Genomic DNA, 12541 nt, shown 5'->3' on the forward strand with positions numbered 1-12541 from the left:
ATGGACTGGCTCCACGCGATCTTCGCGAAGTCACCCGAAACGGCGCTGTTTCTGTCGCTCGCGACGGGCTATCTGATCGGCCAGATCAACTTCGGCAAATTTCAGTTGGGCGGCGTCGGCGGCTCGCTGATCGCCGCGGTCGTCGTGAGCCAGGTCGGCGTGCAGATCGACAACGGCGTGAAGTCCGTGATGTTCGCCGTATTCATCTACGCAGTCGGCTACGACTCGGGGCCGCAGTTCTTCAACTCGCTGAACCGGCAGACCTTACGCGAGATCGCGATGGCCGTTTTTCTCGCGGTGACGGCGCTCGTCACGGTGATCGTCTGCGCGAAGGTGTTCGGCCTGAACAAAGGACTCGCGGCAGGACTGGCGGGCGGCGCGCTCACGCAGTCCGCGATCATCGGCACGGCGGGCGACGCCATCGCGCGGCTCGGCTTGCCCGCCGCCAAAACGAAGGCGCTGCAGGGCGATGTGGCGATTGCCTACGCGGTGACGTACGTGTTCGGCTCGCTCGGCGCGATCATCGTGTGCGTGAACATCCTGCCGAAATTCATGGGGCAGAGCCTGAAGGACGCATCGATCGAGGCGGAGAAGTCGCTTGCTGGCGATGCCGGTCCCGCGCCGGGGCAAGTCTCTGCGTTGCCGCCGCTCGTCGGGCGCGCGTATCGCGTGACGGCGGCAGGCGCGGCGGGACGCACGGTCGCGCAGATCGAGATGGCGGAGCAGGATCTGATCACCGTCGAGCGCGTGCGGCGCGCGGGCCACGCGCTGGAACCGCGCCCGGACGCGACGCTCGAAGCGGGCGATATCGTGCTCGTCGTCGGGCGACGCGAGGCGATGGCCGGCGCGGCGTCGCACATCGGCGACGAAGTCGCGGACAGCGACGGCATCAGCATCGTGATGCAAAAGCGCCAGGGCGTGTTCGCGCGGCGCGGCATGAATCACACGACGATCGCCGCCGTGCGCGCGACGGTCGACCGCGAGATGCGCCACGGCGTCTATCTGCAGGCGATTTCGCGCGCCGGCATGCCGCTGCCCGTGCTGCCGGAAACGCGGCTCGAACATGGCGACGTGCTCACGTTCTACGGCTCGCCGCAGGACACGAAGCGCGCCGTCGACGCAGCCGGCTACGAACTGCCGTACAGCAACAAGACCGATTTCATCTATATGGGCGTGGGCATCGTGATCGGGCTGTTGCTCGGGCTCGTCGTCGTGCGCGTGGGCGGCATTCCGATCACGCTCGGCTCGGGCGGCGGCTGCCTGCTCGCGGGTCTCGTCTTCGGCTGGATGCGCGGCAAGCATCCGATGTACGGCGTCATGCCGCCTGCCGCGTCGCAGTTGCTCAAGGACTTCGGCCTTGCGGCGTTCGTCGCGGTGGTTGGACTGAACTCGGGCTTGCAGGCCGTCGTCACGGTGAAGCAGAGCGGCCTCACGATCTTCCTGCTCGGCGTGTTCGTCACGCTGTTTCCGCTGCTCTTGACGATGCTCTTTGGCCGCTACGTGCTGCGCTACGACAACGCAGCGGTGTTCGCGGGCGCGCTGTCCGGTTCGCGCAGCGCGAACCCGGCGTTCGGCGGCGTGCTCGACAAGGCGGAAAGCCCGGTGCCGACGGCCGCCTTCGCGGTCACGTATGCGCTCGCGAACGTGCTGTTGACGCTGCTCGGGCCGCTCGTGGTTGGGCTGGTGTAGGGGCTGGTGTAGCGGCTCGGGCGTGCTCCTTGCGCCATCATCGGCGGGCGAACAAGGAGGCATTTCATGGCGAATACCTTACCCGTCGTCACGCTGCCCGACGGCGAAGCGATCCCGAAACTCGGTCAGGGCACATGGGAGATGGGCGAGCGTCCGAACGCGCGCAAGGCGGAGATTGCGGCGCTGCGTGAAGGCGTCGAACTGGGGATGACGCTCATCGACACCGCCGAGATGTACGGCGACGGCGAGAGCGAGAAGCTCATCGCCGAGGCGCTGTCGGACGTGCGCGACGACGTATTTATCGTGAGCAAGGTGTATCCGCATAACGGCAGCGAGCGCGGCGTGCAAGCGGCGTGTGAGCGCAGTCTGAAGCGGCTGAAGACCGATCGCATCGATCTGTACTTGCTGCACTGGCGCGGCGGCGAAGATTTGCAGGGCGTGGTCGCGGGCTTCGAGAAGCTGCGGCGCGACGGCAAGATTCGTCATTGGGGCGTGAGCAATTTCGACACCGACGACATGGAGGAGCTTTTCTCGCTCGATGGCGGCGATGCCTGCGCGACCGATCAGATTCTCTACAACGTCGCGCGACGCGGGCCGGAGTTCGACTTGCTGCCGTGGCTGCGCGAACGCCGGCTGCCTGCGATGGCGTACAGCCCGGTCGATCATGCGCGGCTGCCGCGCGGCGGCGTGCTCGAGAAGATCGCGGCGGCGCGCGGCGTGTCGGCGTTTCAGGTGGCGCTTGCCTGGGTGCTGCAACAGCCCGAGGTGTTCGCGATTCCGAAGGCCGCGGATGTCGCGCATGTGCGGGAGAATCGCGCGGCGGTGGACTTGCGGTTGTCGGCGGAGGAGTTGGCGCAGATCGACGGCGAGTTCAGCCCGCCCACGAGAAAGAGGGGGTTGGAGATGCTTTAGTGGCGATATCGGCGTTGCTAAAGAACAGCAGCGAGCAGAATAGTCGGTCATCCCGACTATTGCTCGCTGGCTGTGATGAGACGTGATTGCCTCCGCGGGCCTTCCCAGAGCGGCCGCTAACCGCCCCTAATCACGAACACGCATGATGCGCATGCACCGACCCCAGCACCGCCACTTCGGCCGGCGTGCGCCTGAGATCCGCCTCGCTGACCTGCTTAGCGTCGGAAAGAAAATCATCGACGATCGACGACACCGTCGTATCCGTCAAACACAGCGACACGCGCCGCGTTTCGTTCGCCGGCATCGACGCGCGTTGCGACAGGAACAGCACGCCGTACTGATACCCGCGCACGATGCCCCGCACCGCGCCGACGCATTGTCCCTGCGCGGCGTTGTCGCCTTTCTGGCCGCACTGCTGCGCGAGCGACCACGCGGAAAAGCTCGGATCCGATGCGCCGGGCGTCGGCGCGGACTGCGCGTGAGCGGCCGTGGCTACGCAAAGCGCGAGGGAAGCGGCGAGCGAGAGAGCGCGTTTCATCGTGGGTATCCTCTTGTATGAACAGTGAACCGTTGAGAGGCGAAGCGGCGCGCTTTGGTTCCGGCGACCGTTTGCTTCAGGTCACGTTTTCGCGCGATCGCAGCGTTCGCAGTTCGGCCACGGGAATATGGCAATGGATGACGTGGCCGTTTCCGGCATCGCGGCTGGGCGGCGTCTCGCGCTCGCAAATCTCGCCGATCTTGCGCGGACAGCGCGTGTGAAACACGCAGCCCGACGGCGGATTCGCCGCGCTCGGCAATTCGCCCGACAGCCGGATGCGCTGATGCGCCGCGTGTGTGTCGTCGAGCGATGGCGCCGACGACAGCAACGCTTCCGTGTACGGATGCTGCGGGCCGTCGAACACATCGGCGGCGCGGCCGATTTCCATGATGCGCCCGAGATACAGCACGGCGATGCGGTCCGACAAATAGCGCACGACATGCAGATCGTGCGAGATGAACACATAGCTCACGCGGCGCTCGCGCTGCAAATCCGCGAGCAGATTCAGAATCGCGGCCTGCACGGAGACATCGAGCGCGGAAGTCGGCTCGTCGCAGACGACCACGCGCGGATCGCCCGCGAAGGCGCGCGCAATCGCGACGCGCTGCTTGAGTCCGCCCGATAGTTGCCGCGTGCGCGAGCCGAGGTAACGCTCGGGCAGCCGCACCGCCTCGGTCAGCGTATGCAGCCGCCGCTCTTTCGCTTCGCCGTGCAGCGCGCCGAGCTTCGCGAGCGACCGCGCAATGAGCCTGCGCACCGAATGCGCGCGGTTCAGCGCCGAATCCGGATTCTGGAAGACGATCTGCAGCGACTTGACCTGCTCGCCGCTGCGCCGCGTGACGCGCTCGGCGAGGCGCTGGCCATCGAGTTCGAGCGTCGCGCCTTCATCCGGCGAGACGAGGCCGAGCAGCAGTTTCGCGAGCGTCGTCTTGCCGCTGCCCGACTCGCCGACGAGCCCGAGCGTTTCGCCCTGCGCGAGATCGAGCGAGACATCGTGGACGGCGCGCACGTCCTCATCGCCGACACGGAAGGTCTTCGACACGTGACGGGCCGACAGCGCGAGCGGCGCGTCGTCGCGCGGCGGCGCGGGCGGCGGCGTTTCGCCGGTCGAGCGGGGCAACAGGTGCGCGCGCTCGTGGTAATGACAGCGCGACATCTGATCGCCGTGAAGCGATGCCACGCGATACGGCGGCGGCGCTTGCTTCACGCAGCGTTCGTCCGCCATCTTGCAGCGCGGCGCGAAAATGCAGCCTTGCACGACCGATCCCGGCAGCGGCAGCGAGCCGGGAATCGTGTCGAGGCGGCCGGTTTCCTTCGTGCGCGTGCTCGTCGGCAGGCAGCGCAAGAGGCCGACCGTGTACGGATGGCGCGGCTTCGCGAAGACGTCGGCGGTCGCGCCTTCTTCCACGAGCCGGCCCGCGTACAGCACGCCGACGCGGTCGCACATGCGCCCGATCACCGCGAGGTTGTGGCTGATGAACAGCACCGCAGTGCCCAGTTCCGCGCGCAACTGGGCGATCAGATCGAGCACTTCGGCTTCGACGGTGGCATCCAGTCCGGTCGTCGGTTCGTCGAGAATGAGCAGTTCGGGATTGCACGCGAGCGCCATCGCGATCACGACGCGCTGCTGCATGCCGCCCGACAATTGATGCGGATAACTCTCCATCACCCGCTCCGGCGACGCGATGCGCACGCGGCGCAGCATCTCGACGGTACGGGCGAGCGCGTCGTCGGCGGAGGCGCCCGCTGCTTCGAATGCTTCGGACACCTGACGCGCGATCGTCAGCGATGGATTGAGCGCGCGGCCCGGGTCCTGATAGACCATCGACACGGCGTTGGCGCGCAGCACGCGAAGCGCTTCGGCGGGCAGCGACGCCACGTCGTGTCCGCCGACCGTGATGCGGCCCGCCTTCACGCGGCCGTTGCGCGGCAGATAGCGCAGGATCGCGAGCGCGGCCGTCGATTTGCCGCAGCCGGATTCACCGACGAGCCCGTACGCTTCGCCGCGCCGCACGCGCAGCGTCACGTCTTGCAGGACATCGCGGTCGTGCCAGCGCGTGCGATACGCGACCGTCAGGCCGACCACCGTCAGCGCGTCCGTCTCGCTGCCCTTGGCCGCGCCGAACGCGGGGAAAGCCGATGGCGGCGGTCCGTTCATCGGTCGAGCACTCCTTGCACGGCATCCGCGACTAGATTCACGGCGACGACGAGCGACGCGATCGCCGCCGCGTCGAACACGACCGTCCACCACGCGCCGCCCGCCATCAGCGTGTAGCTTTCTGAGAGCGCCAGGCCCCAGTCGGCGGAAGGCGGCTGAATGCCGAAGCCGAGAAACGACAGCGTCGCGACCGCGAAGATCGCGTAGCCGAGGCGCACCGTCGCTTCCACGATGATCGGCGGCAGCACGTTCGGCAGAATCTCCGCGAACATGATGTAGAAGGCGTTCTCGCCGCGCAGTTGCGCCGCGAGCACGTAGTCGAGATGCCGCTCGCCGAGCACGGCCGCGCGGACCGTGCGCGCGGTGATCGGCGCGAACGTGAGGCCGATGACGAGAATCACCGTCGTGTTGCTTGCGCCGACCGCGGCCAGCGCGAGCAGCGCCACGATCACGAGCGGCAGCGCGAGCAGCGCGTCGATCGCGCGGCCGACCACGGCATCCACCCAGCCGCCGAAATAGCCGACCACGAGCCCGAGCGCCGTGCCCGCCGCCGTGCCGAGGAGCGTCGCGAGCGGCGCAATGGTGAGAATGTCGCGCGAGCCGACGATCACGCGGGCGAACACATCGCGGCCGAGTTGGTCCGTGCCGAACCAGTGTTCCGCGGAAGGCGGGGTGAGCGAATTCAGCGGGTCCGACGCGTACGGATCCTGCGGCGTGAGCCAGTGCCCGAACAGCGCGCACGCAACCCAGAAGAGCAGGATCAGCACGCCGACGTCGAACGTGGCCGAACGCGCGAGCGCGCCGAGGGCGTCGAACCGCTTCGGTTTGACGGCGGCGACCGTGCTCATCGCGCGCCTCCGGTGCGAAGGCGCGGATTGAGCACGACATAGAGCGCATCCGCGATCAGATTCGCCGCCGTGTAGATCACGCCGATGGTCAGCACGCCGGCTTCAAGCATCGGAAAGTCCTTGGCCTTCGCGGCGTTGTAGATAAGCGAGCCGATGCCCTGATAGTGAAACAGCGTCTCCACGACGACGAGCCCGCCGATCATGTAGCCGAGCTGCGTCGCGGCGACCGTGACCGTCGGCAGAAGCGCATTGCGCAGCACATGGCGCAGGATCACGACGCGGCGCGGCAAGCCTTTGAGAATCGCGGTGCGCGTGTAGTCGGCGTCGAGCGCCTCGACCGTGCCTGCGCGCGCCATCCGCGCGATATAGCCGAAGAACACGAAGACGAGCGGCAGCACCGGCAGAATCAGATGCTTCAGTTGCACGAGCGCGCTCGCGTTGGCGGGCGCGCTCGCTTCGATCGGCAGCCATTGCAGCCACACGCCGAAGATCAGAATCAGCACGATGGACGACACGAACTCCGGCACGACCGTCGCCGTGAGTCCGCCGATGCTGATGAACCGGTCGATCCAGCGCCCGGCGTGCAGCGCCGCGTAGACGCCGCCCGCGATGCCGAGCGGCACCACCACCACGAACGCGAGCGCGCCGAGCTTCGCCGAATTCCACAGCGCGCCGCCGATGAACGGCGCAACCGGCGCGCGAAACGCGTAGGACTCGCCCATGTCGCCGCGCAGAAAGTGCGTGATCCAGCCGGTGTATTGCGTGAGAAGCGGCCGGTCCACGCCCAGTTGATGATTGAGCGCCGCGACGGCGCGCGCATCGGCGAGCGGGCCGAGAATCGCGCGGCCCACGTCGCCGGGCAAGAGTTGGCCGCCCGCGAACACGATCATCGACAGAAGCCACAGCGTGACGAGCGCGAGCAGCACGCGCACGCCGACGAAGCGCAGCACGCGCCGCGCCTTCGCCGTGCCGTTGCGCTTGCCGCCGATGCCGGCCGGTGACGTGATCGTGCTCAAGCGGCCACCGTCGCGCGGTCGAACCACATCTGCGAAATGGCGTTGAAGCGCACGCCCGACACGTTCGCGCGCGTGACGATCAACTGGTCGTAGAAGTACGGAATCACGACGGGCGTTTCGTCGAGCAAGAGCCGCTGAATCTGCCCGGAGAGCTTCTTCTGCGAGGCGACGTCGAGCGCCGCGACGAACTGCGCGACGAGTTTGTCGTATTCCGCGTTCTTGAAATGCGCGGCGTTCCACGTGCCGCTGCTCGTGAGCGGCGCATTGAGAAACACGTTCGGCACGCCGCGATGTCCGTAATCCGTGATGCCGAGCGGCGAATCCAGCCAGTCCGACTTGCCGAACGTGCCCGAGCCGTAATACAGATCCTGGCTCTCCACCTTCAGCGCGATGCGAATGCCGATGGCCTTCGCCGCGTTCTGCACGACCACGGCGAGGTCGGGAATCTCCATGTACTTTTCGGTCGTGAGCGTGATGTCGAAGCCGTTGGCCGCGCCCGCTTCGCTCATCAGCTGCTTCGCTTTCGCGATGTCGAGATGCCGCTGCGGCACGGTGAGATCGCTCGACGGGAAGACCGGCGCGAACGGGCTGTCGTTGCCGACGACCGCCCGTCCGCGAAACAGGCCCTTCACGATGACTTCGCGATTGATCGCGAGCGCGAGCGCCTGACGCACGCGCTTGTCCTTGAACGCGCCCATGTCGCAGCGCATGTGGATCTGCCGATGCGAACTCGACTTCGCGCCCAGCACCTTGAACTGCGGGTTCGACAGCATCGAGACGCCGCCCTGCACGGTGAAGTCGCCCATCACGTCGGCCTGGCGGCCTTGCATCGCGAGGAGTTGCGCCTGCTGGTCGGCGTAGAACGAGAACTGCACGCGGTCGGGCAGCGATTTGTCGCCCCAGTAGTCCGGATTGCGCACGAACGACGCGCCGACCTTCGGCGTGTACTTTTCCAGCTTCAGCGCGCCCGTTCCCATGAACGACTTCTCGTACGGGCCGCTGAAGTTCGCGGGCAGAATCACCGCGTTGTAGTTGTCGGAGGAAACGTAGTACGGGAAATTGCCGTTGGGCGCGTCGAGATGGAACTCGACGGTGTGGTCGTCGACCGCTTTCGCCGAATCCTTCGACAGCACGCCCTTCAGCACCGAGAGTGCCGCCGAGCCCGCGCCCGGATCGGCCAGACGATTGAAGGTCGCCGCGACGTCTTTCGCGGTCATCGGCTGGCCGTCGTGGAACTTGACGTTCGGGCGCAGCTTGAACGTCCAGACATCGCCCGTTGCGTTGGACGACCACGAGAGCGCGAGGGCAGGGCGCAGCGTGAGCGTCTCGCTGTCGTCGTCGATCAGGAATTCGCCCGTCTGGTTGATGAGCACGAGACCGGCCGCATCGGTGACGGTCAGCGGATCGACCGCGCCCGCCGGCGTCATGTGCGCGACGCGGATCGTGCCGCCGGGCTTGCCCGCGCCCTGCGCGCGCGCCGCCGGCATGCCGAAGAGCCCGCCCGCCGACAGCGCGAAGCCGAGCACGCTTGCGTGCCGCAGCAGTTCGCGCCGCGTGAGGCGGCCGGCCATGAACTCGTCGATCGCGTGATTGCCCAGCTCGCCCGCGTTGCCGCGCGCAAGCTCCAGGTGATGCGCGCCCGTCGATGCTTTCTTCATCGGTGATCGTTTCCTGTGCGTGTTGTCGTGTTGTCGCGATGTCGTTGTCTGGCGCGCTTCGCCGATGTCACGCGAAGTCAGCGCGTCTCGGCGTGGAAGCAAGGAACGCGCCGCTTAGTTGCGCGGCGCCTCAATGCTCGTGCGGATGCTTGTGGATGGGATCGACCCAGAAGACTTCTTCCGGCGTTTCCACCGCGTCGATGTTCAGGTTCACGACGACCGCTTCGTTGTCGCTGCGCACGAGCACGCATTCGAGCGGCTCATCCGTGCTCGCGTTGATTTCCTGATGCGGCACGTACGGCGGCACGAAGATGAAATCGCCCGGACCAGCTTCCGCCGTGAATTCGAGGTGCTCGCCCCAGCGCATGCGCGCCTGGCCGCGCACGATGTAGATCACGCTTTCGAGCGCGCCATGATGGTGCGCGCCGGTCTTCGCATTCGGATGAATGGTGACCGTTCCCGCCCAGATCTTCTGCGCGCCGACGCGCGCGGCGTCGATGGCGGCCGCGCGGTTCATGCCCGGCGTCTGCGGCGTGTTGGTGTCGAGCTGATCGCCCTTGATGACCTTGACGCCGTTCTCGCGCCAATCGATATGATGTGCGTCGCTCATGGTGCCTCTGGTCTCTCGGATAGACAAAGTCCGTTGCCGCCGACACCGCGCGAGCAACGGACTTCCGATATTACACGGCGAAGCGCCTCAACCGGGCGGCGATCATTTCCCCTTCGAGTTGATGATCGCTTCCGACACGTTGGTCGGCGTCTCGGCGTAGTGCTTGAACTCCATCGTGTAGGTCGCGCGGCCTTGCGTCAGGGAGCGCAGCGACGTCGAGTAGCCGAACATCTCGGCAAGCGGCACCTCGGCGCGCACGATCTTGCCGCCGCCGCCCGCGATGTCTTCCATGCCCTGCACGATGCCGCGCCGGCTCGACAAGTCGCCCATCACGTTGCCCATGAATTCCTCGGGCGTTTCCACTTCGACGGCCATCGTCGGTTCGAGCAGCACGGGCTTCGCGCGACGCATCGCTTCCTTGAAGGCCATCGAGCCGGCCATGCGGAACGCGTTTTCGTTCGAATCGACATCGTGATAGGAGCCGAAGGTCAGCGTCACTTTCGTGTCGACGACCGGATAGCCCGCCAGCACGCCCGACTTGAGCGATTCCTGAATGCCCTTGTCCACCGCCGGAATGTACTCGCGCGGAATCACGCCGCCCTTGATGGCGTCGACGAACTCGTAGCCCTTGCCCGGGTCCGGTTCCAGCGTGATGACGGCGTGTCCGTACTGGCCGCGCCCGCCCGACTGCTTGACGAACTTGCCTTCGACATCCGTCACCTTGTTGCGCACGGTCTCGCGATACGCCACCTGCGGCTTGCCGACCGTCGCCTCCACGCCGAACTCGCGCTTCATGCGGTCGACGAGAATTTCGAGGTGCAGCTCGCCCATGCCGGAGATGATCGTCTGCCCGGATTCCTCGTCGGTCGTGACGCGGAACGACGGGTCTTCCTGCGCGAGTCGATTGAGCGCGATGCCCATCTTCTCCTGGTCGGCTTTCGTCTTCGGCTCGACGGCCTGCGAGATCACCGGCTCCGGGAAGATCATCCGTTCGAGGATGATGATGTTGCCCGGATCGCACAGCGTATCGCCGGTCGTGGCTTCCTTCAGGCCGACCGCCGCCGCGATGTCGCCCGCGCGCACTTCCTTGATTTCCTTGCGTTCGTTCGCGTGCATCTGAAGGATGCGCCCGAGCCGCTCTTTCTTTTCCTTCACCGGGTTGTAGACCGTATCGCCCGAATTCACGACGCCCGAATACACGCGGAAGAAGATCAACTGGCCGACGAAGGGGTCGGTCATGATCTTGAACGCGAGCGCGGAGAACGGCTCGTCGTCGCTTGGGTGGCGCTCCGCTTCCTGGTCGTCTTCGGTGTGGCCGAGAATAGCCGGGACGTCCACCGGCGAGGGCAGATAGTCGATGACTGCGTCGAGCATCGCCTGGACGCCCTTGTTCTTGAACGCGCTGCCGCACAGCATCGGCACGATTTCGTTCGCGATGGTGCGCTTTCTGAGCGCCGTCTTGATCTCTTCCTCGGTCAGGCTTTCGTGGTCCTCGAGATACTTTTCGAGCAGTTCTTCGCTCGATTCCGCTGCGGCCTCGACCATCTTTTCGCGCCATTCATGCGCGACATCCTTGAGATTGTCGGGAATGTCTTCGTACGTGAACTTGATGCCCTGGCTCTCGTCGTCCCAGACGATCGCCTTCATCTTCACGAGGTCGACCACGCCCTGGAAGTGCTCTTCCGCGCCGATTGGAATCTGGATCGGCACCGCGACGCCTTTCAGACGCTCGCCGATCTGCCGCTGCACGCGGAAAAAGTCCGCGCCGACGCGATCCATCTTGTTGACGAACGCGATGCGCGGCACCTTGTACTTGTTCGCCTGACGCCACACGGTTTCCGACTGCGGCTGCACGCCGCCGACCGAGTCGTAGACCATGCAGGCGCCGTCGAGCACGCGCATGGAACGCTCGACTTCGATGGTGAAGTCGACGTGTCCCGGCGTATCGATAATGTTGATGCGATGTTCCGGATAATTGCCGGCCATGCCTTTCCAGAAGGCGGTCGTCGCGGCGGACGTGATCGTGATGCCGCGTTCCTGCTCCTGCTCCATCCAGTCCATCGTCGCCGCGCCGTCGTGGACCTCGCCGATCTTGTGCGTCACGCCGGTGTAGAAAAGGATGCGTTCGGTAGTGGTCGTTTTGCCGGCATCGATGTGGGCGCTAATACCGATATTGCGATAGCGCTCGATGGGAGTCTTGCGGGGCACGTGAACCTCCTGTGTGGTGTGTCGACCGCAGTTAGGGCTTCAGCCCTTACTGCGGTCCCATGCAAAGCTGTCGACCGCAGTCAGGGTTCAGGGTTTCAACCTCTACTGCCGTCCCATGCAATCCTTTTAGGATAGCGCGTAGACCAGCTTCTTGCAGGAATCTTGCCAGCCCTGCCGAACGTTGCGACAAACGGTTCGTACTGTCCCGCCGCGCCCCGCGCGGGCGAAAAAAAACGGCGCGTCAGGCGACACGCCGTTTGTATCGTTCAGGCAGACTTGCGCTTACTGCGCGCCCGGCAATCCCTTGATTTTCATGCCGGGCTTGATTCCCTTCGCCGTAAACCATCCCTTGCTCATCTCCAGCGCGTAGACGCCGTTGTTGCGCGGGCAATGGTTATTCGTGGTTTCGGCATCCATTTCGTCGATGTCGGTGATCGTGCCGTCCGCGCGAATGAACGCGATCGACAGCGGGATCAGCGTGTTCTTCATCCAGAAGCAATGCACCGCATTTTCATTGAAGACGAAAAGCATGCCTTCGTTCGCGGCGAGTTGCGTGCGATACATGAGACCCTGCTCGCGATCGGCGTCGTTGGCGGCCACGGCGGCGTCGATCACGAACATGCCGGCGGTGAGCTTCGCGCGCGGAAACTCCGACGGCTGCTTCGCGCCGGGCGGCATCGTCTGGGCCTGCGCGAGCGAAAGTGCGGCGAACGGCAGCAGAATCGCGATGACGAGCGTGCGTAGTCGTCGAATGACGGTCGCGCGGCGAATCGATTCAGCAAAAAGAAATGGCACGCGCAACGCGCGCAGAGAAAGCAACAGCGAATTCACACGATGCTCCTTGGATATCGGTCGTCCGCGCTAAGAAAGAAACAGCAGCCCCGCGCATGTTACTTGAAGCGCG

The 12541-nt window shown here is 65.5% G+C and carries 10 protein-coding genes; 2 read left to right on the forward strand and 8 right to left on the reverse strand.

Going from position 1 to position 12541, the window contains the following annotated elements; translation table 11 throughout:
* Window positions 1-1689, forward strand: a complete 1689-nt coding sequence (gene aspT / locus NCR34_RS03510) for an aspartate-alanine antiporter (RefSeq protein ID WP_250499061.1) — start codon at window positions 1-3, stop codon at window positions 1687-1689.
* Window positions 1690-1755: 66 nt separating this feature from the next.
* Window positions 1756-2601, forward strand: a complete 846-nt coding sequence (locus NCR34_RS03515; RefSeq protein ID WP_250499062.1) for an aldo/keto reductase — start codon at window positions 1756-1758, stop codon at window positions 2599-2601.
* A gap of 130 nt (window positions 2602-2731) precedes the next feature.
* On the opposite strand, the gene NCR34_RS03520 is transcribed toward NCR34_RS03515, so the two are convergent.
* The 8 genes from NCR34_RS03520 to NCR34_RS03555 all read right to left on the reverse strand — a co-directional run bounded on the left by NCR34_RS03520 (window position 2732) and on the right by NCR34_RS03555 (window position 12390).
* On the reverse strand, window positions 2732-3139 hold the full coding sequence (locus tag NCR34_RS03520; protein WP_250499063.1) for a Rap1a/Tai family immunity protein: 408 nt from the start codon (window positions 3137-3139) through the stop codon (window positions 2732-2734).
* 76 nt (window positions 3140-3215) lie between these two features.
* The gene (locus tag NCR34_RS03525; RefSeq protein ID WP_250499064.1) at window positions 3216-5297 is read right to left on the reverse strand and encodes an ABC transporter ATP-binding protein; all 2082 of its coding nucleotides are present in this window, start codon (window positions 5295-5297) and stop codon (window positions 3216-3218) included.
* Entirely contained in the window at window positions 5294-6145 is an 852-nt protein-coding gene (locus NCR34_RS03530; RefSeq protein WP_250499065.1) for an ABC transporter permease, read from the reverse strand. The genes NCR34_RS03525 and NCR34_RS03530 overlap by 4 nt, the downstream gene beginning before the upstream one ends.
* Complete coding sequence (locus tag NCR34_RS03535) at window positions 6142-7161, reverse strand: ABC transporter permease (protein WP_502800040.1); 1020 nt, start codon at window positions 7159-7161, stop codon at window positions 6142-6144. Before NCR34_RS03535 ends, NCR34_RS03530 begins: the two co-directional genes overlap by 4 nt.
* Entirely contained in the window at window positions 7158-8819 is a 1662-nt protein-coding gene (locus NCR34_RS03540; RefSeq protein WP_250499066.1) for an ABC transporter substrate-binding protein, read from the reverse strand. The genes NCR34_RS03535 and NCR34_RS03540 overlap by 4 nt, the downstream gene beginning before the upstream one ends.
* A gap of 130 nt (window positions 8820-8949) precedes the next feature.
* Entirely contained in the window at window positions 8950-9429 is a 480-nt protein-coding gene (locus tag NCR34_RS03545) for a cupin domain-containing protein (RefSeq protein WP_206467685.1), read from the reverse strand.
* A gap of 102 nt (window positions 9430-9531) precedes the next feature.
* On the reverse strand, window positions 9532-11637 hold the full coding sequence (gene fusA, locus NCR34_RS03550) for an elongation factor G (protein ID WP_248321419.1): 2106 nt from the start codon (window positions 11635-11637) through the stop codon (window positions 9532-9534).
* A gap of 282 nt (window positions 11638-11919) precedes the next feature.
* On the reverse strand, window positions 11920-12390 hold the full coding sequence (locus tag NCR34_RS03555) for a DUF192 domain-containing protein (RefSeq protein WP_502800048.1): 471 nt from the start codon (window positions 12388-12390) through the stop codon (window positions 11920-11922).
* Between the last annotated feature and the right edge of the window lie 151 nt (window positions 12391-12541).

Origin of the sequence: Caballeronia sp. GAWG1-5s-s, from assembly GCF_023631445.1 — a bacterium.
GTDB lineage: Bacteria > Pseudomonadota > Gammaproteobacteria > Burkholderiales > Burkholderiaceae > Caballeronia.

Excerpts from the sequence above, each read along its gene's own strand:
- NCR34_RS03520 (WP_250499063.1), bottom strand. The coding sequence starts at position 3,139 with ATGAAACGCGCTCTCTCGCTCGCCGCTTCCCTCGCGCTTTGCGTAGCC.
- aspT (WP_250499061.1), top strand. The coding sequence starts at position 1 with ATGGACTGGCTCCACGCGATCTTCGCGAAGTCACCCGAAACGGCGCTG.
- NCR34_RS03530 (WP_250499065.1), bottom strand. The coding sequence starts at position 6,145 with ATGAGCACGGTCGCCGCCGTCAAACCGAAGCGGTTCGACGCCCTCGGC.
- NCR34_RS03545 (WP_206467685.1), bottom strand. The coding sequence starts at position 9,429 with ATGAGCGACGCACATCATATCGATTGGCGCGAGAACGGCGTCAAGGTC.
- NCR34_RS03525 (WP_250499064.1), bottom strand. The coding sequence starts at position 5,297 with ATGAACGGACCGCCGCCATCGGCTTTCCCCGCGTTCGGCGCGGCCAAG.
- NCR34_RS03515 (WP_250499062.1), top strand. The coding sequence starts at position 1,756 with ATGGCGAATACCTTACCCGTCGTCACGCTGCCCGACGGCGAAGCGATC.
- NCR34_RS03540 (WP_250499066.1), bottom strand. The coding sequence starts at position 8,819 with ATGAAGAAAGCATCGACGGGCGCGCATCACCTGGAGCTTGCGCGCGGC.